Consider the following 22,920-nt stretch of genomic DNA (forward strand, 5'->3'; position numbering starts at 1 on the left):
GTCACGCTCCCTTCGTCGGTGGATCGGTCTCGGTGGTGTTCGGTTGTGGTGGCACGGTCGCCGAGGGTGCCGGTGCGGGCTTGTCTCGCACCGTCTCCGGTGCGGCCGCGGCTCCGACGTCCGGGTGATCGTCGTTCGGTCGTGCCCCGGCCTCGGGTGCCGACATCGCGTGTTCGCGCGCGTATCGCAGTCCGGCCAGGGTGGCATCGCCTGCACCACCGGTCGCTTCGAGTGCCTCGGGCCGATCGTCGGAAAATCCGGCGAGAATCCGCTCGGTCTCGCGGAACGTGCACAGCGGTGCTCCACGCGTCGGAGTGACCTGGGTGCCGGATCGAAGTGCATCGACCAGATCCCGCGCAGACGACGGGGTGCTGTTGTCGAAGAACTCCCAATTGACCATCATCACCGGGGCGTAATCGCATGCGGCATTGCACTCGATATGTTCCAGGGTGATCGTGCCGTCGGCGGTGGTACCTCCGTGCTCGACGTCCAGGTGATCACGCAGCGCGTCCATGATGGCGTCGCCGCCCATGACAGCACACAGCGTGTTGGTGCACACGCCGACGCGGTACGTCCCGGTGGGTTCGCGTCGATACATCGAGTAGAAGGTCGCGACTGCAGTCACCTCCGCCCCGGTGAGTTCGAGTACCTCCGAGCAGAATTCGATTCCAGCGGGCGTGAGGCAGCCGTCCTCGGCTTGCACGAGATGGAGCAGCGGCAGCAGGGCCGATCTGGCCTGCGGATAGCGCGCGACGACGATATCGGCGTCGGCGTGCAGCCGGGCGAGCACCTCGGGGGGATACGACGTTCGTGCACCCGGCGTGGCCAGTTGCACCGGTTCGTCCGGCCGGGCTCCGAGTTGAATCAGAACCGGTTCCGACTGGGGCTGCGCGGTCATCGATCCACCCCACCCATCACCGGGTCGATACTGGCGACCGCGGCGATGACGTCGGAGATCATTCCGCCCTCGCACATTGCCGCTACCGCTTGCAGGTTGGTGAAGGACGGATCTCTGAAATGCACTCGGTACGGCCTGGTTCCACCGTCGCTGACGATGTGTACCCCGAGCTCCCCTCGCGGCGACTCCACCGAGGACAACACCTGGCCGGCCGGGACCCGCATTCCCTCGGTCACCAGTTTGAAGTGGTGAATCAGCGATTCCATCGAGGTGTCCATGATGGTCCGCACATGCTCCTGAGAGTTGCCAAGGCCATCGGGTCCCGAGACCAGCTCGGCCGGCCACGCGATCTTCTTGTCGTCGATGACGACCGGCCCGGGACGCAGGCGGTCGAGGGCCTGTTCGACGATCTTGAGCGATTCCTTCATTTCTTCGACGCGAATCAGATATCGCCCGTAACAGTCGCATCCGGTGTCGGTCACCACGTCGAACTCGTAGTTCTCGTACCCGCAGTACGGATCGGACCGTCGCAGGTCGTAGGGCAGTCCGGTCGAACGCAGCACCGGACCGGTGACGCCCAACGCCATACATCCGGTGAGATCGAGATAACCTACGTTCTCGGTTCTGGCTTTCCAGATCGGGTTGTCGTTGAGCATGAGTTCGAGGTCGCGCAGGCGTCCCGGCAGCACGCGAAGGAGCTCACGTACTCTGCCGACCGCGTCCTCGGGTAGGTCCTGCGACAGTCCGCCCGGCCGGATGTAGGCGTGGTTCATGCGCAGGCCGGTGATGGCCTCGAAGACGTCGAGTATCAGCTCGCGCTCACGGAACCCGAACAGCATCGCGGTGACCGCTCCCAATTCCATTCCGCCCGTGGCCAATGCGACGAGATGCGACGAGATGCGATTCAGCTCCATCAGCATCACCCGGATCACCGTGGCGCGCTCGGGAATGTCGTCGGTTATACCCAGTAGCTTCTCCACGCCGAGGCAGTATGCGGTTTCGTTGAAGAACGGCGACAGGTAGTCCATGCGGGTGACGAACGTGACGCCCTGGGTCCAGTTTCGGTACTCGAGATTCTTCTCGATTCCCGTGTGCAGATACCCGATCCCGCAACGAGCCTCGGTGACGGTCTCGCCCTCGATTTCGAGAATCAACCGCAGCACGCCGTGTGTTGACGGGTGCTGCGGGCCCATGTTGACCACGATCCGCTCGGTACTCGATCCGCGGGCCAACTCGACGACGTCGTCCCAGTCCTGTCCGGAGACCGCGTAGATGGTTTCGTCCGTTGCACTCATCAGTTGTACGACCTGCGCTCGTTGGGAGGCGCGACGCGAGCGCCCTTGTACTCGATGGGAATTCCGCCCAGCGGATAGTCCTTGCGTTGTGGATGACCGACCCAGTCGTCGGGCATCTCGATCCGCGTCAATGCAGGGTGACCGTCGAAGACGATGCCGAAGAAGTCGTAGACCTCGCGCTCGTGCCAATCGTTGGTGGGATACACCCCGCACAGCGACGGACTGTGTGGATCGTCGTCGGGGACGGCAACTTCGAGTCGGAGCCGACGGCCGTGCGTGATGGAGACCAGATGGTACACAACGTGCAACTCCCGGCCGACCAGGTCCGGATAGTGCACACCCGATGCGCCGGTACACAATTCGAATCGCAATTCTTCGTCGTCCCGTAGCGCCTGGGCGACGGCAGGCACATACTCCCGCACCAGATGCAGCGTCAATTCGCCGCGATGAATCACCACCCGTTCGACGGCGGCGTCGAACGTAGCGACGGGATTCACGGCCGGAAGGACGGTGGCCAACCGATCGACGAGGGCATCGAAGTAGCCGCCGTAGGGCCGCGTCGCGGTGTCCTCGGCTGCCGCCGGCGGCACCAATCGACCGTAGCCCGACGTGTCGCCACTACCGCGAACCCCGAACATCCCGCGTGGCCGCTGAGACACTTTTCCTGGCGGCTGAGACATCCCACCCGGCGGCTGCGCCGTCATCGGAGCAAACCCTTCAGATCGATCGTCGGGGTGGACGAGAATGCGGCCGCCTCGGCGGCCGCTCGCACCTGTTCCCGGTTCACACCCAACGGCATCTGCTGAATCTTTTTGTGCAACTCCAGGATTGCGTTGAGCAGCATCTCGGGCCGAGGCGGGCACCCGGGCAGATAGATGTCGACGGGCACGATGTGGTCGACTCCCTGGACCACCGCGTAGTTGTTGAACATTCCGCCCGAGGATGCACAGACACCCATGGCGAGAACCCATTTCGGTTCTGCCATCTGGTCGTAGACCTGCCTCAACACCGGAGCCATCTTCTGGCTGACGCGGCCGGCCACGATCATCAGATCCGCCTGCCGGGGGGACGCGCGAAACGCTTCCATTCCGAATCGCGCGAGATCGAAACGGCCGGACGTGGTGGCCATCATTTCGATGGCACAACATGCGAGCCCGAAGGTGGCGGGCCACAGCGAGCCCTTACGTGCGTATCCGGCCAACCCCTCGACGGTGGTCAGCAGGAATCCGCTGGGTAGCTTCTCTTCGAGTCCCATCGATCACGCTCTTTCGCTTCCGCAGAATGAGAACAGTGCATCGTGCCGTCGTCGTATCCGAGATCGTGTGGTCAGTCCCAACCGAGCCCGCCTCGCCGCCACTCGTACACGTAGGCCACCGACACGTTCACGACGAACAACGCCATCGCGACGAGCCCGAACGCACCGAGAACGTCGAGGTGGACGGCCCAGGGATACAGGAAGACGATCTCGATGTCGAAGATGATGAACAGCATCGCGGTGAGATAGAACTTCACCGGAAATCGTTGTCCCGTAGGCGCATGCATTGTGGGTTCGATCCCACATTCGTACGCGTCGAACTTCGCTCGGTTGTATCGGGCGGGTCCCACCATCGTGCCGACCATCACCGAGAAGACCGCGAACGCGACTGCGACTGCACCCAGGACGAGAATCGGAACGTAGGCGTTCATTCGGGCATCCGCTCCCTCGATCGACGACCGCGCCGCCGCGAAAGTAAATGCGACGGCCGTACCAATGTGACCTGAACCACACAGTATGGGCTCGGTGCAGATCTCGCGGGATTTCGAGCAGTCCAGTTTCGTAAACCGTTGACGCGCATGGGCCACCCACCCTCGGACCCAATCATTGATGTGATCCACATCACTCTTTCCTCACATGCGGTCCACACCGCGAGGGACGACCAATCACCGAACATTTCCGGCCACCCGACCCGGGCTGCCGCCACCACTGAGGAGAGACGATGAAGTCGATTTCCGTCTCGGCGCTCGCCGCCGAGGGACTGGGAACTGCCCTGCTCGTGATATTCGGCGTCGGCACCGCCGTCATCGCGGGCGACACCGTCGGAACCCCGGGCATCGCCCTGGCGTTCGGACTCACACTGCTTGCCCTCGTCTACGCGATCGGCCCGATCTCGGGCTGCCACATCAACCCGGCCGTGACGATCGGAGCCCTGATAGCTCGCGCAATCACCCCGGTCAAGGCTGCGTTCTACATCGCCGCCCAGGCCGCAGGTGCAGTGATCGGCGCACTGGTCGTACTGTTCGTCGCGTCAGGCCGTCCCGGATACGACATGTCGTCGGACGGTCTGGGCACCAACGGATTCGGCAGCTCCTCGCCCGGAGCGTACGGCTTGGCGTCGGTCGCGGTGTTCGAGACGATCGCGACCGGCCTGCTCGTCCTCGTCGTACTCGCCACCACGGCCCCCACCGTTCACCCCGTCGTGGCGGCCGGCATCCCGATCGGCCTGACCCTGACCGTGGTTCACCTGCTGGGCATCGGAATCGACTCGACCTCGGTCAACCCTGCTCGGTCCCTCGGCCCCGCCCTCGTCGCCGGCGGCCCTGCCCTGTCACAACTGTGGGTGTTCGTGGTGTTCCCCGTGCTCGGAGCTGTTGTCGCCGGCTCGATCCACCGGTTCGTGCTGACGGTGCCCGCATCGGAGAAAACGGTCTGATCTACCGCGATCGAGAGACCCTGGCACCGACGCGACCCGAGTGCTGCCTCAGCAGATCGACCACCGCGCGCCCGAGTTGGATCGGATCCACTGGATGGGGAACTGCGGCCTCGGCGCGCGACCAGTCGGCCAACCACCGGTCGTCGGGGCGTCCGATGAGCACCAGCACCGGCGGGCAGTCGTCGATCTCGTCCTTGAGTTGCTTGGCCAAACCCAGTCCGCCGACGGGCGAGGACTCACCGTCGAGGATCGCCACATCGATTCCACCCGCGTCCAGGTGCTCGATGACCACGGCCGCGGTGGCAACCTCGACGAAGTCGACGACGCCGAGCGCCGGATCGGGCCGGGTGCCCACCGCAGACATCACCTGAGCGCGCGTGGCCGCGTTACTGCTGTACACGAGCACATGCACCTGACCTGCCGAACTTGCTCTCGCTGTGGCGTCGGACACACCGCGATGGTAGCGCGGCCCCCGGTGGACCGGGCCCGAACGCACGTCGCAGAGGTACTTTCGCGTCGTCGACGTCGGGTGGCGGCAGCTCAGGAGATGGTGACGACCACGGCGGCCGGTTCCTCGGTGCTGTGCACCGCGAAGTCCGGACGGTCTGACGCCACGGCGACGAAGGACTGTGAGATTCCATCGGCATCGGCCAGGAAGTCGACCGCCACCACGGCGGAGTCCGGCTCGTTGCGAATCCGATCCGGCCCGGCATACGGAACGACGGTGACATCCGGCTCGGTCGAGGTACCGGCGATGTCGACCTGGAGTACGGCTCGCCCGGGAAGCGCGACCGGCTCACTGGTTCCGTATCGGACGGCCTCGTCGACGTAGCGCACCGTGTAGGACACCGGCCCGTTGCCGCGCAGTCGATACTCGACGGAGGAGGCTCGCAACACCACGTCCGTCACCGCCACGGGTGAGCCCGACGGGTGACGAATTCCCTCCAGCGACAGTCCCGGCACGACCGGCGGCACCGTTTCGGTGGGGGCGGTCGGCGCGGTGAACGGGTCACCGACCACGAGCGAGCCGGTGGCGGTCTGGAAGTTCGGTGGCGGTGACGCATCGGGCGTCGGGCGAGCGGCCTCACCGGCGGAGCAACCGACGAGCAGCACAGCAGCGAGCAGTGGTGCTACGACCGACCCGGCCGCCACAGGCCTGCGATACCCCTCGCTCATCGACTCACCGTACAGATGAAACCGATCGGTTCGATAGTGTCGATCGGCCCGGTTCGGTCACGGTCCCACCTGCCGCAAATCCTGCTAGCGTCGTCGAGCATGGAGCCCACGAGCTATTCGTCCGGTGAACGCGTGTTCGGACCTCCCAACGGGACGTTCGACGCGGACTGGGCGGCCACCGCGCTGCGGTCCAACCGACCGGAATTGGACCACCCGACCTCGGTGCGACTGGTCGAGCGGGCCTGGGAGTTGCTTCGATCGTCGAATCTTCGCGGCGAGCCACTCGCGACGGCTCTGGATCTCGAGCCCGGCCTCGCCTCGGCGGTCGCGGCCGTGGCAACGGAGACGGCGGAGCTCTACCTCGACCGACGGTAGGTCTATCGGTCGGCCACCTCGGTCGCCAACCTCGCGTTGCGGCGCCCGTAGGCGAAGTAGATCAACAGACCGAGGGCCAACCAGACCAGGAACCGAATCCACGTCTCCACCACCAGGTTGGCCATCAGGTAGACGCACGAGAGCCCGGACAGAATCGGCACGACGGGAGAGAGCGGAACCCGAAAGGGCCGCTCGAGATCCGGCTTGGTCCGACGCAGGATCGGCACTGCCGCCGAGACCAGCAGAAACGCGAACAGGGCTCCGATGCTGACCATCTCGGCCAGTTCCTTCAGCGGTACCAGGGCCCCCAGCAGCGCCACGAACACCACGACGCCGACGGTCAACCGGGTCGGAGTCCCGAAACGGGGAGACACCTTCGCAACCGACTTGGGTAGCAAACCGTCCCTGCCCATCGCGAAGCCGATTCGGCTGATGGTCACCAACTCGACCAGAATGACCGACGTCAGACCCGCGACGGCCGCTATCGAGACCAGAACACCCGCCCAGCCTGCACCCACAGAATCGAACGCCTTGGCAATGGGTGCGCTGTCGTCGAGGTCGGTGTATTTCACCATGCCGGTGACGACGAACGCGACCATCATGTACAGCAACGTGCATGCCACGAGCGTGCCGATCAGTGCACGAGGCAGATCATGGGCGGGCCGCTCGGCTTCTTCACTGAGATTGGCAACGGCCTCGAATCCTGTGTAGGCGAAGAACACGACCGCTGCAGCGGTGACGACGCCGGCAAATCCGAACGCCGAGGGTGCGATTCCGGCCACGGCCTGCATCAGGGGCTGATCGAGCGTCGAGCCACCGGCCTCGGCGGGCACGGACTCGGGCACGAAGGGAACCAGGTTCGACTTCTGGACGAAGAACAGGCCGGCGATCACGATGAACACCGAGATGGCGACCTTGATCAGGACCAGCACGTTGGTCACTCGCGCCGACTCCTTGACTCCCACAGCGGCAATGACGCCCAGCACCGCGACGATGGCAACAGCCCCCACGTTCACCGGCGCTTCCTCCGTGAACAAGCTGGGTGGCAGAGAAAAGAGATCCGCGAGGTAGCCGGACCAGCTTCGAGCGACAACGGCAGCCCCCAGAGCGAATTCGAGGATCAAATCCCATCCGATGATCCACGCGAACAGCTCCCCCAGGGTGGCGTACGCGTACGTGTACGCACTGCCCGCCGTCGGCACGGCCGATGCAAGTTCCGCATAACACAGTGCGGCAAGCAAACTCACGACACCGGCGATGACGAAGGAGATCACGACCGCCGGGCCGGCATTTTCTTTGGCCTGTACACCGGTGAGCGTGAATATGCCGGTTCCGATGACGATGCCGACCCCGAAACCGACCAAGTCGCGTAACCCGAGCTGCTTGCGCAGACTGCCGGACCCCTCGTCGTCGACGTCGCTCTCGATCTCGTCGACGGACTTCGTGCGAAACATTCCCATTTCCCGACGCTAAGCCATCCACTGTTTCCGCGCCGGAGGAAAGGTGGTGTTTGTTTTCGCAATTGTCGGTTATCCGGACAAATCGGAACTGCTTGCGTCACAACGGTCCTCGGGACCGAGCGACACTAGGACCGTCCCAAGAATTGTTCGGCGAAAAATCCGGCCAGCAGTACCGCGGTCCCGCCGATCTCGCCGACGATCAGAGCGAGCATGAACAGGTGCGTCCCCGGAACGGGATGGACGAACTGATTCTCGGTGTCTCGCCGGATCCCGTGCACGGTGTAGCCGGCGATCGCGGCGACGAAGAACACCAGCACCACCACCGCTGCGGTCAGGTCGACCACCGTCGGCCAGGCGCTGTAGTGCGCGAGAGCCGCAAGAACGAGCGCAGCGAAGGAGTACATCAACGCTGCCCGATGCGCGATGTCGACGTATCTGTGCGCGGTTCCGTCGCTCGACGTGGACATCTGGTGGTACTTGAGCACTCCGAGCGCCAACGCCCACATCAGCAACACACCCGACGCGAACACGATCACTTTCGTGTCGATCTCCAGCTGCATCCGCGCCTCCCCTGGTTCCGCTGTCCGCGCCGAACGTAGCACCGGACACAATGTTGGTTACGGTTCCGCAATGCCGGTCGACTCCGCCCACACTCAGAACGACTGCGCATTGCGCTTCGAGTGGGGCCTGTCCGCGATCGACGCTGTGGTCGCCGGTGCCGACATCGCCGTCGTCGTGGACGTCCTGTCGTTCACGACCACTCTGACGGTGGCGGTGGACGCCGGAATCGACGTCGTACCCAGCCGATGGCGCGACGACCGTGCCACCCACCTGGCCGAGCAACACGACGCCGTTCTCGCAGTCGGCCGTTCGGTTGCCACGCCGGGAGACGTCAGCTTGTGTCCTGCCACCGTGCGCGCCGCCGCACCGCCACCGAGTCGACTCGTGTTGCCGTCGCCGAACGGTTCCACGATCGCCCACGCACTCGCCGCCCGGGTCGACGCGTGCGTGGGCGCATCGCTCCGCAACGCCGCCGCGATCGCGCAGTGGGTCGTCGACGAGCACCCCCACAGCGTGATTGCCGTCATAGCCGCCGGCGAGAGATGGCCCGATTCGTCGTTGCGGCCCGCAGTGGAGGACTTGTGGGGTGCCGGAGCCGTGCTGGCACCGCTCGTGGAGTCCGGCCTGTTCGATCCATCCCCCGAGGCGGTGGTCGCTGCGACCGCGTGGCACGCGGCCGCGGCGGATATAGCTACCCAGCTGCGGCGATGCGGCTCGGGGCGGGAGCTCATAGCGATGGGCCACCCCGAGGACGTCGACATCGCCGCCGAAGTCGGTTCGAGTTCCTGCGTGCCGATACTGCGCGGCGATACCTTCGTCGAGCACCGAGGCCGATAGCCCCATCGGGCCTCCAAAACCCGCACCGACGCGGCCGATCGTGTCCGAAATTTTGATCGGAACACGGAATCACGGATCATACGGTGGTGAGTACGGAACGAGTCGCCCCGAAGACCACCGTCGTTGTACCGACGTACAACGAACGCGAGAACCTCCCCAAGCTGGTCGAACTGCTGGCCGGGCTGAAGGTCGAGGGGCTCGGTGTTCTCGTGGTCGACGACAATTCCCCCGACGGAACCGGTGACATCGCCGACAAACTCGCCATCGACGGCCCCCTCGAGGTCTCCGTTCTGCACCGCACCGAGAAGAACGGACTGGGCCGCGCGTACGTCGCAGGTATGACCCGCGCCCTCGACGAAGGTGCCGACATCGTCATTCAGATGGACGCCGATCTGTCGCATCCCACCGAGGTGATCCCGGCGATGATCGACAAGCTGAACACCAGCGATGCTGCTGTCGTTCTCGGGTCTCGCTATGTTCCCGGCGGAGCGGTCGCCGCCGATTGGCCGTGGCACCGCAAGGCCCTGTCTGCATGGGCGAATTTCTACGTCAACACGATCCTGCGACTGGGCGTCAAGGATGCGACAGCGGGATTCAAGGCGTGGCACGCGCACACGCTGCGCACCATCGATGTGGCCTCGGTCGAGAGCAACGGGTACGCATTCCAGGTCGAGATGAACTACCGCACCGTCAAACACGGGCTCACGCTCGCCGAAGTCCCCATCACGTTCGAGGAGCGCAGCGAGGGCGAATCCAAGATGAGCCTGTCGGTCCAGCTCGAATCTGCCTTGGTGCCCTGGAAGTTGTTGCGGAACAGAAAGAAGCTCTGACCGAGGCGCCGCGCCGTGATCACGGCGTGAAGCGTCGGAATCCACCTTCGGCGCCGATTACCTGACCGGTGATCGAGCCCGAATCGGGCGAGAGCAACATCGCCACGACCGCTGCGGCCTCTTCTGGTGAGTTCCACCGCCCACGTGGCATGTGGCGCGAGAAGAAGTCGTTCAGATCCGCACTTGCCCAACCGGTATCGGTCGGACCAGGATTGATCGTGTTGACGGTGATGCCACGTTCGATCAAGGAATCGGCCACGGTCGGTGTCGCTCCCAGACGGTATTTTCCGACACTGAGCGCTTTGGCCGCGGCCGTGGCCCGAGTCGGTCTGGTCGATCTCTCGACCGCACTGAATTCTGCTGCACAGCAGTCGGATTCGCCCCGAGATGCACTGGATGCGATGGCGCACGCGTACGTGCAGTTCGCGGCGCGGCGCCCCGCGATGTTCGCGCTCATCTTTCGACACGACCTGCTCGAGGGCTCCGGCGAGAATCTGCGCGGACAGTCGCGACCCCTGTTCGAGGCTCTCACCTCGACACTCGATGCCGTCGTGCCGGAGAATCCACAGTTCACAGCGCTGAGACTGTGGACCTCCGTGCACGGAATTGCGGCGCTCCACGCCACCCGAGCGTTCGAGCCGATCACCGACACCTCGGCGGTGCCGGACCTGATCCGATGCGCAGTGCGCGACGCGATCAGGAACGTCAGCGAATCAGAGACTTGACCGACGCCGGCAGCTGGCGGACGTTCTTGTAGGGGCCGACCACTGCGGCACCGAAAGGCCGGTCGAGCAACACGGCAGCGACCTCGCGTACCTCGTCGTTGCCGACACTGTCGATCCGCGCCAACGTGTCGGTGATGTCGCGGTGATTGCCGTAGTTCAGTTCGCTGCGACCGATACGGTTCATCCGAGAACCCGAATCCTCCAGTCCCAGCACCAATCCACCGCGCAACGAACCCTTGGCGCGAGCGCACTCGGCATCGGTGATGCCCTCGGCCGCAACCTTGGCGAGCACCTCGCGAATCACCGTGGTGACCTCGCCCAGGTTCTCCGGCTGGCATCCCGCGTACACCGAGAACGCCCCGCTGTCGGCAAACGTATCCACCGAGGAGTACACCGAGTAAGCCAGTCCGCGCTCTTCCCTGATCTCCTGGAACAGGCGAGAACTGAGCCCACCGCCGACAGCAGAATTCAGTACCGACAGTGCCCAGCGGTGTCCTTCGTGACGTCCGAACGCCCGCACGCCCAGGCACAGATGCGCCTGTTCGCTGTCCCGGGTGGTCAGGCTCAGCGTCGGATTCTGCCGCAATCGCGCTGTGCCACCACGCCTTTCGGCCGGCCGCAGGCCCTTTTCCAGATGACCCGCGAAGGCGCGACGTACCAACGACACGATCTGCTTGTGATCGACGTTGCCTGCGACGGCGACGACCATCCGTTGCGGCGTATAGCGGCGAACATGGAACGAATGCAGTTGGGAACGGGTCATCGATTCGATGGATTCGACAGATCCGATGATCGGACGCCCGATCGGGTGATCACCGAACATCGCTTCCAGGAAAGCATCTCCCAGGAGATCCTCGGGATCGTCGTCGCGCATGGAGATCTCTTCGAGGACCACCTGACGCTCGACGTCCACATCTGCCGATCTACACCGACCACGAAGCACCACATCGCTGACGAGATCGATCGCGAGCGCGACGTCCTCGTCGAGCACGTGCGCGTAGAAGCACGTGCTCTCCTTGGAAGTGAATGCGTTCAGCTCTCCCCCGACACCGTCCATCACCTGGGCGATCTCGAGCGCACTACGCGTCGGCGTCGACTTGAACAGCAGATGTTCGAGGAAGTGCGCCGCACCGGCAACGCTGGGTTGCTCGTCGCGTGAGCCGACGCCGACCCACACACCGACCGAGGCCGAGCGGACCCCAGGAACGAACTCGGTGACGACCCGAAGGCCGCCGGGCAGAGTCGTGCGTCGAACGCCCGTGTCGGTGCCGCTGGTCTCTGGAACGGCCGAACGGTACGTCCCGAGGGGACGTACCGTTCGACTCGCTTGCTTCTTACTCAGCGCTGACCTCGGCGGGTGCCTCGGGAGCAGCTGCGTTGTCGTCTTCGACGGGAACGAGGCTGATCTTGCCGCGGTTGTCGATATCGGCGATCTCGACGCGCAACTTCGACCCGACGCTCACGACGTCCTCGACCTTGTTGATGCGCTTGCCGTTACCGAGCTTCGAGATGTGCACCAGTCCGTCGCGGCCCGGGAGCAGCGAAACGAATGCACCGAAAGCCGTTGTCTTGACGACGGTTCCGAGGAATCGCTCGCCGACCTTCGGCAGCTGCGGGTTGGCGATGGCGTTGATCATGTCGATCGCGGCCTGTGCGGACGGGCCGTCCGCTGCACCGACGTAGACAGTGCCGTCATCTTCGATCGCGATGTTGGCACCGGTCTGCTCGGTGATGGAGTTGATCATCTTGCCCTTGGGCCCGATGACCTCGCCGATCTTGTCGACCGGCACCTTGATCGCGGTGACGCGAGGTGCGTACGGGCTCATCTCGTCCGGGGTGTCGATGGCCTCGGCCATGACCTCGAGGATCGTCGTGCGAGCGTCCTTCGCCTGCGACAGCGCGCCCGCGAGCACCTTCGAGGGGATGCCGTCGAGCTTGGTGTCGAGCTGCAGGGCGGTGACGAAGTCCTTGGTTCCGGCGACCTTGAAGTCCATGTCGCCGAACGCGTCCTCGGCACCGAGGATGTCCGTGAGGGCGACGTAGCGAGTCTCGCCGTCGACCTCGTCGGACACGAGGCCCATCGCGATACCGGCAACCGGGGCACGCAGCGGCACACCGGCATTGAGCAGCGACAGAGTCGATGCGCAGACCGAGCCCATCGAGGTCGAGCCGTTGGAGCTCAATGCCTCGGAGACCTGGCGGATGGCGTACGGGAACTCGGCCTGGCTGGGCAGCACCGGCAGCAGAGCACGCTCGGCGAGCGCTCCGTGGCCGATTTCGCGACGCTTCGGCGAACCGACGCGGCCGGTCTCACCGGTGGAGTACGGCGGGAAGTTGTAATGGTGCATGTAGCGCTTGGACGTCTCGGGCCCGAGCGAGTCGACCTGCTGCGCCATCTTGACCATGTCGAGGGTGGTGACGCCCAGGATCTGGGTCTCTCCGCGCTCGAACAGGGCCGATCCGTGGGTGCGCGGGATGATCGCGACCTCGGCGGACAGCGACCGGATGTCGGTGATGCCGCGGCCGTCGATACGGAAGTGATCGGTGAGGATGCGCTGGCGAACCGACTTCTTGGTCAGTGCGCGGAACGCGGCACCGATCTCCTTCTCGCGGCCGGCGAAGCTGTCTCCGACCGAGGTGAGGACCTGAGCCTTGACCTCGTCGAGCTTGTTCTCGCGCTCGGCCTTGCCGGCAATGGTCAGTGCCTCGTTGAGCGGGATCTTCGCCGCGTTCTCGACGGCTTCGAAGACGTCCGACTGGTACGCCGGGAAGACCGGGTAGTCGCCGGTCGGCTTGGCGGCCTTGGACGCGAGCTCCTGCTGCGCGGTGCACAGGGCTGCGATGAAGGGCTTCGAGGCCTCGAGGCCCTCGGCGACAACCGCCTCGTTGGGTGCGGTAGCGCCGCCCTCGATGAGCTCGATGACGTTCTCGGTGGCCTCGGCCTCGACCATCATGATCGCGACGTCGGCGTCGGCACCGGAGCCGGAGACGATGCGGCCGGCGACGACCATGTTGAACACGGCCTTCTCGAGCTGCTCGTTGGTCGGGAACGCAACCCACTGCTTGTCGATCAGCGCGACGCGAACGCCGCCGATCGGACCGGAGAACGGCAGGCCGGCGATCTGGGTCGATGCCGACGCGGCGTTTATCGCGACGACGTCGTACAGATCGGCCGGGTTGAGGCTCATGACCGTGATGACGACCTGGATCTCGTTGCGCAGTCCGTCGACGAACGTCGGACGCAGCGGCCGGTCGATCAGGCGGCAGGTGAGGATGGCGTCGGTGGACGGACGGCCCTCGCGGCGGAAGAACGATCCGGGGATACGGCCCGCGGCGTACATACGCTCTTCGACGTCGACCGTCAGCGGGAAGAAATCGAATCCCTCACGGGGGTGCTTGCCTGCCGTCGTTGCCGACAGCAGCATGGTGTCCTCGTCGAGGTACGCGGCGACTGCGCCTGCGGCCTGCTGTGCGAGGCGACCCGTCTCGAAGCGGATGCTCCGCTTACCGAAAGAGCCGTTGTCGATGATCGCTGTTGCTTCGTAGACGCCTTCTTCGGCGTCCAATGTTGTGGTGTCCGACATGTGTTCTGTTCTCGTCCTCTCGTCTTTGCCGTGCCCGCGTGGACACACCACCAGCCCTCCTGGCTGTGGCGGCATACCTGTGCCGTCCATCTCCGAGAGTTCGTCTCGGGACGCGGCTGCGCGGAGGCGGCCATCGATCGAAGCCCTCCGGATCTCGTATCCGAAAAGCCACTACCGAAGACCGACACCACGGCGTGACAGGCATACACGGCGGTGTGCGGATACCGTGTATCCGCTGGTCGTGCTGACTATCCTGATGTTGCGGTACAAACACAGAAAGCCAACGAGGAACAGTCTAAGCACTGCCTCGTTGGCTACTGCACTATTGCTGCGAGTCGGGTGTACACCGGCGCGTCGAACCATGCATCGGCAACATCCTCGCGTCGATCGAAATTATCGACGCAGACCCAGACGCTCGATGAGCGAACGGTAGCGAGTGACGTCTACCTTCGCGATGTACTTGAGCAGACGACGACGACGTCCGACCAGCAGCAACAGGCCGCGGCGGGAGTGGTGATCGTGCTTGTGCATCTTGAGGTGCTCGGTCAAGTCGACGATGCGCTTGGTGAGCATTGCAACCTGCGCCTCGGGCGAACCCGTGTCGGTGGGGTGCAAGCCGTACTCGCCGAGAACGGCCTTCTTCTGTTCGGTGGTCAATGCCACTGGTACTACTCCTGATCAATGACGTCCGCGTGAAAGGAAGCAACGGGCCCCGCCGTGGACGATGCATGATCATCCGGGCGGTATCGAAGCCGGTGCAGCCGCCGCGGACCGCAGCGAACACCGAGGAGTCAGCCTATCAGGCTGCGCTGGCGGCCAGGATCGAGCGGGCCCGGTCGGCGTCCCGGCCCATCTCCTCCACGAGAGCCTCCATGGAATCGAACTTCTCCATTCCGCGCAGTCGCTCGACGAAGTCGACGGCCACGTGCTGCCCGTAGAGGTCTCCCTCGCCGTCGAGCACGAACGCCTCGACGGTCCTGGTGCGTCCCGAGAACGTGGGATTCGTGCCCACCGACACCGCCGCCGGGTGCCGCTCCCCCGGAGTGACCGTCCCCATGATCGGACCCGGACCGAGCACGGTGAACCAGGCGGCGTAGACCCCGTCCGCCGGTATGGCCGAGTACATCGGCGGAGCGACATTGGCTGTGGGATAGCCCATTTGACGGCCGCGTCCGTCGCCGTGCACGACGACACCCTCGACGCGATGCGGGCGGCCGAGCGCTGCAGCTGCTGCCGCGACGTCCCCGGCGTCCACGCACGACCTGATGTAGGTGGACGAGAACGTGACGGCATGCTCGGCCAACAGGTTGACTCCGTCGACCGCGAAGCCGGACCGTTCGCCGATCTTGCGCAGCATGGGGACCGTCCCGAGCGCCTTCTTCCCGTAGGTGAAGTTCTCGCCGACGACCACTTCTGCAACGTGCAGGCGTTCGATCAGGATCTCGTGCACGTATCGCTCGGGAGTGAGTTTCATCAGTTCGGGCGTGAACGGCATGACGCAGAACACGTCGATGCCCAGTTCCTCGGCCAGTTCGGCACGCCGGGTCAACGTCGTCAACTGCGCGGGGTGACTACCCGGACGGACCACTTCCATCGGGTGGGGGTCGAACGTCATGAGCACACTGGGTACGCCGCGTTCCCGAGCTGCGGCCACTGCTCTACCGATCAACTGCGCATGTCCGCGGTGAACGCCGTCGAACACACCGATCGTGAGCACACATCGGCCCCAGTCGGCAGGTACATCGTCGAGACCTCGCCATCTCTGCACACCGCGAAGCCTACGGCCCGGCGGCCGCTCGGTCATCCTCGGACAGGCGTGTCGCGTGCGGCAGGTATGGACAAAAGGGTGTCCCCACGGTAAATATTTCGGGGTGCCTAACTTATTTCTTCGATCTCGCGGATCTCGCGTGGGTCGAATCGTTGCGAGCTGGGCCGTGGCGGGACTGCTGGTAGCGACGTCGAGCGGATGCGCTCGCGCGGTCGGCGACGACGAGCCGACGTCGATGGACGACGGCAGACCGTTGGTGCTGACGACGTTCACGGTGCTGGCCGACATGGCCGCGAACGTTGCAGGCGACCATCTCCGTGTGGAGTCGATCACCAAGGCCGGAGCCGAGATTCACGGGTACGAGCCCACACCCGGCGACCTACGCACTGCCGAAAGCGCCGATCTGATCCTGGACAACGGTCTGGGACTCGAGGCGTGGTTCGAAAAGTTCGTCGAGCGGGTGCCCGCACCGCACGCGGTCGTCAGCGCACACGTGGAACCCGTCTACATCCGCGACGACGCGTATGCGGGCAAGGCCAATCCACATGCCTGGATGTCGCCGGTCGTGGCGGAGACCTACATCACCAACATCGCCGACGCGTTCGTGGCGCTCGACGCTGTCCATGCCGAGGAATACCGCGCCAACGCCGCCGCGTACATCACCGAGCTGCGGTCGGTCGGCGACGAACTGGAATCCGATCTGGCCCAACTTCCGGCGCAGCAACGTGCTCTGGTGACGTGTGAGGGCGCGTTCGGCTATCTGGCCCGCGACTTCGACCTGCAGGAGGCGTATCTGTGGCCGGTCAATGCCGAACAGGAAGGGACACCCAAACAAGTGGTCCGCACCATCGATTTCGTACGTGACAACGACGTGCCTGCCGTCTTCTGCGAGTCGACCGTCTCGGACAAGGCTCAGCTCCAGGTCGCCGAGGACACGGGTGCCCGCTTCGGCGGAAAGCTGTACGTCGACTCCCTCAGCGCCGCCGACGGACCCGTGCCCACCTACCTCGATCTGCTGCGTTACGACGCGCGGCTGATCGCCGACGCGTTGGTGGGCACGCGATGACCCGGCACATCTCGGGTGCGAACCGGGACGGTGCCGCGCTGACCGTCGACGCCGTCGACGTTCGGTACCGAGACGTCGTGGCGCTGGTCGGCGCGAGCCTGACCCTCGCACCCGGACGCGTCTGCGGCCTGGTCGGAATGAACGGATCGGGTAAGTCGACGCTGTTCAAGGCCATCATGGGCGTCGTCAAGACCGATGCCGGTTCGATCACGGTCTTCGGCGGCGACCCCGCCCGGGCCCGCAAAGCCGGGACGGTCAGCTACGTGCCCCAGGCCGAATCGGTCGACTGGACCTTCCCCATCAGCGTCCGGGACGTGGTGATGATGGGTCGTTACGGCAAACAGAACTTTCTCCGAACCCCTCGTGCGGCAGACAGAGCTGCGGTGGACGCGGCCCTGAGACGAGTCGATCTCACCGAGCTCGCCGATCGACAGATCGGGCAACTCTCCGGCGGACAGCGCAAACGGGCATTCGTGGCCCGCGCCATCGCTCAGGAAGCGTCCTTGCTGCTCCTCGACGAGCCGTTCGCAGGAGTGGACAAGAAGACCGAGGCGACGATCACGCGACTCCTCCGAGAACTGGCCGCTCAGGGTGCGTCCGTCCTGGTGTCCACCCACGATCTGCACGCCCTTCCGGAACTGTGCGACGAGGCAATCCTGCTGCAGCAGCGGGTCCTGATGCACGGCAGTCCAGCCGAGGTGTTGCGCCCGGAGAACCTGGCACTGGCCTTCGGCATGGACCCGTCGAAGATCGACGAACTGGGCGCGAGCTCTCCTACTTCGGAAGCGAGCTGAACCGTGTACCTGATCGACTTCGTCGTCAATCCTCTCGAATACACCTTCATGCAGCGTGCGTTGTTGGTGACCGTCACCGCCTCGATCGTCTGCGCAGTGTTGAGCTGCTGGCTCGTACTCATCGGCTGGTCACTGATGGGAGACGCCGTATCGCACGCGGTACTCCCCGGCGTCGCCCTGTCCTATCTGCTGGGTGCGCCGTTCGCCATCGGCGCGCTGCTGTTCGCACTCATCGCGGTCGGTGCCATCGGGGTGGTTCGCAACACCACCATCGTCAAGGAGGACGCCGCGATCGGCGTCGTGTTCACCACGTTGTTCGCCCTCGGCGTCGTCCTGATCTCCAAGTTTCCGAGCCAGATCGACCTCAACCACATCTTGTTCGGAAACCTGCTCGGGGTGTCGCAGTCGGACATGATCCAGGTGTTCGTGCTCGGCGGGCTGGCGTTGGCCGTGATGGTGATCAAGCGTCGCGATTTCACTCTGTTCGCCTTCGACCGCACGCAGGCTCGCGCGGTCGGTATCAATCCGAGCGTGATCTCGGCCGCGATGTTGACGCTGCTCGCGCTGACGACCGTCGTGGCGCTACAGGCCGTCGGCGTCATCCTGGTCGTCGCCATGCTGATCACACCCGGCGCAACCGCATACCTACTCACCCACAGCTTCGGCCGCATGCTGATGATTGCCCCCGCCATCTCGGTGGGCTGCGCCCTGGTCGGTATCTACGCCAGTTTCTATCTCGACGTCTCCTCGGGTGGCAGTGTGGTGCTGGCTCAAGGCCTGGTGTTCGTGCTGGCGTACCTGTTCAGCCCGGCGCAGGGCATCGTCACGCGCGCTCTGCGCCGCCGAGGACAGGTGACGGTGACTCCGGCCGGGTGAGATGTCTTTTTCCATTGGATTGCCTAAGCTCGGCGACGTGGCGCAACGAAAAGACGATCCAGCTCCGGCCGACGAGGGCGTCCAGCTGTCCGCAGTTGCGCAGGACTACCTCAAGGTCATCTGGACGGCCAGCGAATGGAGTGAAGACTCCGTCAGCACCAAGATGCTCTCCGAACGAATCGGCGTGTCCGCTTCCACGGTGTCCGAGGCGATTCGCAAACTCGCCGATCAGGGCATGGTGGACCACGCCCGGTACGGTGCCATCTCACTCACCGAGAAGGGCCGACTGGCGGCCATCGGCATGGTCCGTCGACATCGCCTCATCGAGACCTACCTCGTTCGCGAACTCGGGTACGGCTGGGACGAGGTCCACGACGAGGCAGAAATCCTCGAACATGCGGTATCCGATCTGATGATGGATCGGATAGACGCCAAACTCGGCCACCCCGAACGAGATCCACACGGGGACCCGATTCCGTCGGCCAACGGATCCATCGACACGCCGTCCGCAACCAGACTGAGCGAGTACCTCGACGGTCAGTCGGGACGAGTGGCTCGTATCTCCGATTCGGACCCCGCAATGCTCCGGTACTTCGATTCGGTCGGCATCGAGCTCGATCTACCGATCACCGTGGTCGAACGACGCGACTACGCCGGCACGGTGGCGATCGAACTCGCCCGACGCGGCAGCACGGAGTCCATCGATCTCGGTCACCGCGCCGCCGAAGCGATCTGGATGGTTCCGGCCACCTGAGCGGTGCAGTCCCCTCGGTCGCAGGGCCGACTCGAACGGGAAATCAGTACCCGCGCAGTGTTGCCGGCCGCACCACCATCACCGAGCTCGCCCGCTTGCCCTTTTCCTGCAGCAACGCGATGGTGTGCCCGGTGGGATCGACAGCCGCGTAGACCCCCTCGATTCCGACGGGATCGAGCCAGCGTCCCTGGCTGAGCGACTCCGCTTCGGCGGCATCGATCTGTCGGTGCGGAAATGCGGTGCGCGCGGCCTCGTCTATATCGAGGCCCACAGCGGGATTCTCGGCCAATTCCTCGAGCGTCACGGCGTGGTCGAGCGTGAACGGCCCGACCCTGGTTCTGCGCAGAACCGTCAGGTGACCGCCGACGCCCAGTGCTGCGCCGAGATCCCGTGCGAGCGCGCGCACGTACGTCCCCGACGTGCAGTCCACCTCGACATCGAGGTCGACGAACCGGCCATCGGAATCGACGACGTCGCGGCGAGCCGTCACGTCGAAGCGAGTGACAGTGACCTTGCGAGCGGCGAGGGTGAACTCCTCACCGGCGCGCGAGAGCTTGTGTGCCCGCTGACCGTCGACCTTGATGGCACTGACACTGGCCGGAACCTGCTCGATGTCACCGGTGAGTGCGGCAACCCCGGCCGCGATGTCCGAATCCGAGACATTCGTGGCCGGGACGTCGGCGAGCACCTCACCCTCGGCGTCATCGGTCGTCGTACTGCGCCCCAGTCGCACGGTGGCGGTGTACGACTTGGTCGTCAGCGTCAGCAGTCCGAGCATCTTGGTCGCGCGCTCGACGCCCAGAACCAGCACCCCGGTCGCCATGGGGTCCAACGTCCCCGCATGACCGACCTTTCTGGTCTGCAACAACTTTCGGCACGACGCGACGACATCGTGACTGGTGACGCCCGGCCCCTTGTCGACCACCAACACACCGGCACCGACGAGACCGGACGAGATCTTTCCGCGAGCACTCACGAGAGTGCATTGTGCCAGGCGCGACGAGCCGGTCGTCACATCACCGAGATCGCCGTCATCACCAAACCGTCGGACACCATCCATCGACCGTCGAAAGCCGTCAGCGGAGGTCCGGATACGGTGTCGCCCGGGACCAGCAGTTCGGATCGAAACGTTCCCGAGATGTCGTCACCGGTGCCGGTGCGCTCGAACGTGATGTGCGCGTCCTCGAACCCCAGCCAGCGACCGGTCAGCGGCTCCCAGGCCTTGTACGTCGCCTCCTTGGCGCAGAACAACACTCGATCCCAGTGGACGTCTTCTCGGCCCGCTGTCGAGAGCCACTCGCGCTCGGCTTCGAGGCTGACCGCGTCGAGCACACCGTCGGGAAGAGGTCCGTGCGGCTCGGCATCGATTCCCACCGAGCGAACCTGCATGGCGTAGCCCAGAACGGCACCGCGGTAGCCGTCGCAATGCGTCAACGACCCCACCACTCCCTTCGGCCACTGCGGTGCGCCGGAGGTGCCGCGCATGATCGGCGCGGGCTCCACACCGAGCTTCTGCATCGCCACACGCGCGCAGTGTCGAGCCGAGGTGAACTCACGCTTGCGCTTGTCCACCGCCTTGGCGACCAGCGGCGCTTCGAGTGGGTGCGGCATCAAACCCGGTGGATCGGTGAACAATTCGGCCGAGACAACACCATTGGGGAGAATCGATTCGATCACTGGCCTGCCCTCATCTTCTCGACCTCTGCCTCCATCTCGGGCGTCACGGTGAAGTGCCCGCCCCATTTGTTCAACGTGCCCGGCGGATACTCGGGAACCGGAAGAATTTGGCGCAGAACGTTGTTCGGCAGTCCACGGCGCTGCCATTCGCGCGGGTAACCCACCGAGACCTCCTCGAAGCGGACGCCGTCGTAGTAGGTGGTCCGCGGGATGTGCAGGTGACCGTACACCGAGCAGATCGCGTTGTACCTGGTGTGCCAGTCCGCCGTCAGCGTCGACCCGCACCACAGGGCGAACTCCGGGTAGAACAACACCTCGGTCGGCTGACGCACCATCGGAAAGTGGTTGATGAGCACGGTGGGAACCGTGGTGTCCAGCGCGTCGAGGCGCTCACGTGTGGCGTCGATGCGGGCATGGCACCAGGCATCGCGCGTCGCATACGGCTGAGAGGACAGCAGGAACTCGTCGGTGGCGACGACGTTCTTCTCGCGCGCGATCGCCAGCCCGTGCTCCTTGTCCCGCGCACCCTGCGGGAGAAACGTGTAGTCGTAGAGCAGGAACATCGGCACTATCGTCGCGGGTCCACCTTCGCCTTCCCAGAGCAGGTAGGGATCCTCGGGAGTGACGACGTCGATCTCGCGGCAGAGATTGACCAGGTATTCGTACCGAGCTGCTCCGTGGATCTGAACGGGGTCCTTCACCGTCGTCCACAACTCGTGATTGCCCGGAACCCAGATCACTTTCGCGAAGCGGCTGCGCAGCAGCTCGAGCGCCCACTTGATGTCGTCGGTCTTCTCCGAGACGTCTCCGGCGACGATCAGCCAATCCTCGGGTGACTCGGGATGAATGTCCTCGGTGACAGATCGATTGCCTCGATGTCCGACATGGATGTCGCTCACTGCCCATAACTTGGCTGCCACTGATGATCCCTTCCGATGCACTCGGCCGCCGACGTCGAATCGCCACAACCGCCCGAGAACGTATGAACCTCCAATACTCCCCGGAGATTCCGCAGCGGTGCACGCGGGGTGAACCGCTGCGGTTCGTTGGACGGCTCCGAAAGGAGGCTTCACGCAGCAACGACCGCAGATTCGGGTATATGGTGCCATCAATGACGATTTTGCGGATATTTGCAGGAAACGGCATCGTGCGATGACGGCACCGCCGATACGCGTACGCGACGCCGCCGCACTGCTCGGAGTCAGCGACGACACCGTCCGCCGGTGGATGGACAGCGGGACCCTGCCCTCCCACGACGACGAAACGGGTCGCAAGGTCGTCGACGCGCGTGCTCTCGCGCAGTACGCCCGCGAGACCGCCGCTCCCCCGCCCGAGGTGGCGTCGGGCGGTAGCTCTGCCCGGAACCGACTCGTGGGGCTGGTCACCGACGTGGTCTCCGACGCGGTCATGAGCGAGGTCCGCATGCAGTGTGGGCCGTTCACCATCGTGTCCCTGATGAGTACCCGGTCGGTCCAGGAATTGGGGCTCGAACCGGGCTCCATCACCGTCGCGGTCGTCAAGGCCACGACCGTCATTGTCGAAACCCCCTAGGAC

27 protein-coding genes are annotated in these 22,920 nt (G+C 64.7%); 10 read left to right on the forward strand and 17 right to left on the reverse strand.

The genetic code is table 11. From position 1 onward, the window contains the following. Window position 1: 1 nt before the first annotated feature. From nuoE to VF34_RS17980, 5 genes are all read right to left on the reverse strand, one after another. Complete coding sequence (gene nuoE / locus VF34_RS17960) at window positions 2–898, reverse strand: NADH-quinone oxidoreductase subunit NuoE (RefSeq protein WP_045841820.1); 897 nt, start codon at window positions 896–898, stop codon at window positions 2–4. After that, complete coding sequence (gene nuoD, locus VF34_RS17965) at window positions 895–2,193, reverse strand: NADH dehydrogenase (quinone) subunit D (RefSeq protein ID WP_032366449.1); 1,299 nt, start codon at window positions 2,191–2,193, stop codon at window positions 895–897. Before nuoD ends, nuoE begins: the two co-directional genes overlap by 4 nt. Next, the gene (locus VF34_RS17970; RefSeq protein WP_082079219.1) at window positions 2,193–2,897 is read right to left on the reverse strand and encodes an NADH-quinone oxidoreductase subunit C; all 705 of its coding nucleotides are present in this window, start codon (window positions 2,895–2,897) and stop codon (window positions 2,193–2,195) included. Before VF34_RS17970 ends, nuoD begins: the two co-directional genes overlap by 1 nt. Next, window positions 2,894–3,448 (reverse strand): NuoB/complex I 20 kDa subunit family protein, encoded by a 555-nt coding sequence (locus tag VF34_RS17975; RefSeq protein WP_045841821.1) that lies wholly within the window; start codon window positions 3,446–3,448, stop codon window positions 2,894–2,896. The genes VF34_RS17970 and VF34_RS17975 overlap by 4 nt, the downstream gene beginning before the upstream one ends. Before the next feature lie 71 nt (window positions 3,449–3,519). Next, window positions 3,520–3,879, reverse strand: a complete 360-nt coding sequence (locus tag VF34_RS17980; RefSeq protein ID WP_027496775.1) for an NADH-quinone oxidoreductase subunit A — start codon at window positions 3,877–3,879, stop codon at window positions 3,520–3,522. A gap of 290 nt (window positions 3,880–4,169) precedes the next feature. On the opposite strand from VF34_RS17980, the gene VF34_RS17985 reads away from it, so the two are divergent. Continuing rightward, window positions 4,170–4,883 (forward strand): aquaporin, encoded by a 714-nt coding sequence (locus VF34_RS17985; RefSeq protein WP_045841822.1) that lies wholly within the window; start codon window positions 4,170–4,172, stop codon window positions 4,881–4,883. Between the two features lies 1 nt (window position 4,884). Here the strand turns inward: VF34_RS17985 and VF34_RS17990 are convergent, their stop codons facing one another. Next, complete coding sequence (locus VF34_RS17990) at window positions 4,885–5,334, reverse strand: DNA-binding transcriptional response regulator (protein ID WP_045841823.1); 450 nt, start codon at window positions 5,332–5,334, stop codon at window positions 4,885–4,887. 89 nt (window positions 5,335–5,423) lie between these two features. Then, on the reverse strand, window positions 5,424–6,059 hold the full coding sequence (locus tag VF34_RS17995; protein WP_156158540.1) for an AMIN-like domain-containing (lipo)protein: 636 nt from the start codon (window positions 6,057–6,059) through the stop codon (window positions 5,424–5,426). 99 nt (window positions 6,060–6,158) lie between these two features. Here VF34_RS17995 and VF34_RS18000 point away from each other — a divergent pair, with 99 nt between their 5' ends. Then, a complete protein-coding gene (locus VF34_RS18000; protein WP_027496773.1) occupies window positions 6,159–6,434 on the forward strand; it encodes a hypothetical protein in 276 nt (91 codons plus the stop codon). Window positions 6,435–6,436: 2 nt separating this feature from the next. Here VF34_RS18000 and VF34_RS18005 read toward each other — a convergent pair whose 3' ends face one another. Further along, a complete protein-coding gene (locus VF34_RS18005) occupies window positions 6,437–7,894 on the reverse strand; it encodes an APC family permease (protein ID WP_032407071.1) in 1,458 nt (485 codons plus the stop codon). Window positions 7,895–8,019: 125 nt separating this feature from the next. After that, window positions 8,020–8,454, reverse strand: coding sequence for a hypothetical protein (locus VF34_RS18010; protein WP_032366446.1), 435 nt, complete (start codon window positions 8,452–8,454; stop codon window positions 8,020–8,022). A gap of 70 nt (window positions 8,455–8,524) precedes the next feature. Between VF34_RS18010 and VF34_RS18015 the strand changes: the two genes are divergently transcribed. Continuing rightward, on the forward strand, window positions 8,525–9,292 hold the full coding sequence (locus VF34_RS18015; protein ID WP_032407070.1) for a 2-phosphosulfolactate phosphatase: 768 nt from the start codon (window positions 8,525–8,527) through the stop codon (window positions 9,290–9,292). A gap of 86 nt (window positions 9,293–9,378) precedes the next feature. Continuing rightward, on the forward strand, window positions 9,379–10,122 hold the full coding sequence (locus tag VF34_RS18020; protein ID WP_032407117.1) for a polyprenol monophosphomannose synthase: 744 nt from the start codon (window positions 9,379–9,381) through the stop codon (window positions 10,120–10,122). A gap of 19 nt (window positions 10,123–10,141) precedes the next feature. Here VF34_RS18020 and VF34_RS25890 read toward each other — a convergent pair whose 3' ends face one another. Then, on the reverse strand, window positions 10,142–10,579 hold the full coding sequence (locus tag VF34_RS25890; protein WP_442970672.1) for an SDR family oxidoreductase: 438 nt from the start codon (window positions 10,577–10,579) through the stop codon (window positions 10,142–10,144). Between VF34_RS25890 and VF34_RS25895 the strand changes: the two genes are divergently transcribed. After that, complete coding sequence (locus VF34_RS25895) at window positions 10,524–10,847, forward strand: TetR-like C-terminal domain-containing protein (RefSeq protein ID WP_442970673.1); 324 nt, start codon at window positions 10,524–10,526, stop codon at window positions 10,845–10,847. The genes VF34_RS25890 and VF34_RS25895 overlap by 56 nt on opposite strands. On the opposite strand, the gene VF34_RS18030 is transcribed toward VF34_RS25895, so the two are convergent. From VF34_RS18030 to VF34_RS18045, 4 genes are all read right to left on the reverse strand, one after another. Then, complete coding sequence (locus tag VF34_RS18030) at window positions 10,828–12,087, reverse strand: M16 family metallopeptidase (RefSeq protein WP_045841825.1); 1,260 nt, start codon at window positions 12,085–12,087, stop codon at window positions 10,828–10,830. The genes VF34_RS25895 and VF34_RS18030 overlap by 20 nt on opposite strands. A 94-nt stretch (window positions 12,088–12,181) precedes the next feature. Beyond that, window positions 12,182–14,431, reverse strand: coding sequence for a polyribonucleotide nucleotidyltransferase (locus VF34_RS18035; RefSeq protein ID WP_045841826.1), 2,250 nt, complete (start codon window positions 14,429–14,431; stop codon window positions 12,182–12,184). A gap of 393 nt (window positions 14,432–14,824) precedes the next feature. After that, window positions 14,825–15,094: a 30S ribosomal protein S15 gene (gene rpsO, locus VF34_RS18040; protein WP_027496764.1), complete on the reverse strand. Its 270-nt coding sequence runs from the start codon at window positions 15,092–15,094 to the stop codon at window positions 14,825–14,827. A 136-nt stretch (window positions 15,095–15,230) separates the two neighbouring features. Further along, on the reverse strand, window positions 15,231–16,199 hold the full coding sequence (locus tag VF34_RS18045; protein ID WP_027496763.1) for a bifunctional riboflavin kinase/FAD synthetase: 969 nt from the start codon (window positions 16,197–16,199) through the stop codon (window positions 15,231–15,233). Between the two features lie 103 nt (window positions 16,200–16,302). Between VF34_RS18045 and VF34_RS18050 the strand changes: the two genes are divergently transcribed. Genes VF34_RS18050 through VF34_RS18065 form a run of 4 tightly spaced genes read left to right on the forward strand, consistent with a single transcriptional unit; the run spans window position 16,303 to window position 19,689 of the window. Further along, window positions 16,303–17,265, forward strand: a complete 963-nt coding sequence (locus VF34_RS18050; protein WP_032370822.1) for a metal ABC transporter substrate-binding protein — start codon at window positions 16,303–16,305, stop codon at window positions 17,263–17,265. Beyond that, window positions 17,262–18,059 (forward strand): metal ABC transporter ATP-binding protein, encoded by a 798-nt coding sequence (locus VF34_RS18055; protein WP_045841827.1) that lies wholly within the window; start codon window positions 17,262–17,264, stop codon window positions 18,057–18,059. Before VF34_RS18050 ends, VF34_RS18055 begins: the two co-directional genes overlap by 4 nt. Window positions 18,060–18,107: 48 nt before the next feature. After that, window positions 18,108–18,935 (forward strand): metal ABC transporter permease, encoded by an 828-nt coding sequence (locus VF34_RS18060; RefSeq protein ID WP_370878775.1) that lies wholly within the window; start codon window positions 18,108–18,110, stop codon window positions 18,933–18,935. Between the two features lies 1 nt (window position 18,936). Then, window positions 18,937–19,689 carry a metal-dependent transcriptional regulator gene (locus VF34_RS18065; RefSeq protein WP_370878688.1) on the forward strand — a complete coding sequence of 251 codons (753 nt, stop codon included), beginning with the start codon at window positions 18,937–18,939 and terminating at the stop codon, window positions 19,687–19,689. A gap of 43 nt (window positions 19,690–19,732) precedes the next feature. Here VF34_RS18065 and truB read toward each other — a convergent pair whose 3' ends face one another. Genes truB through VF34_RS18080 form a run of 3 tightly spaced genes read right to left on the reverse strand, consistent with a single transcriptional unit; the run spans window position 19,733 to window position 22,286 of the window. Continuing rightward, window positions 19,733–20,665, reverse strand: coding sequence for a tRNA pseudouridine(55) synthase TruB (truB, locus tag VF34_RS18070; RefSeq protein ID WP_027496758.1), 933 nt, complete (start codon window positions 20,663–20,665; stop codon window positions 19,733–19,735). A gap of 35 nt (window positions 20,666–20,700) precedes the next feature. Continuing rightward, window positions 20,701–21,366, reverse strand: a complete 666-nt coding sequence (npt, locus tag VF34_RS18075; protein WP_027496757.1) for a 4'-phosphopantetheinyl transferase Npt — start codon at window positions 21,364–21,366, stop codon at window positions 20,701–20,703. Continuing rightward, window positions 21,363–22,286 (reverse strand): metallophosphoesterase family protein, encoded by a 924-nt coding sequence (locus tag VF34_RS18080; protein ID WP_045841828.1) that lies wholly within the window; start codon window positions 22,284–22,286, stop codon window positions 21,363–21,365. Before VF34_RS18080 ends, npt begins: the two co-directional genes overlap by 4 nt. A 232-nt stretch (window positions 22,287–22,518) precedes the next feature. Here VF34_RS18080 and VF34_RS18085 point away from each other — a divergent pair, with 232 nt between their 5' ends. Beyond that, window positions 22,519–22,917: a TOBE domain-containing protein gene (locus VF34_RS18085; RefSeq protein ID WP_045841829.1), complete on the forward strand. Its 399-nt coding sequence runs from the start codon at window positions 22,519–22,521 to the stop codon at window positions 22,915–22,917. The last annotated feature ends 3 nt before the right edge of the window (window positions 22,918–22,920 follow it).

Source organism: Rhodococcus sp. PML026 (genome assembly GCF_000963615.1).
Lineage (GTDB): Bacteria > Actinomycetota > Actinomycetes > Mycobacteriales > Mycobacteriaceae > Rhodococcoides > Rhodococcoides fascians.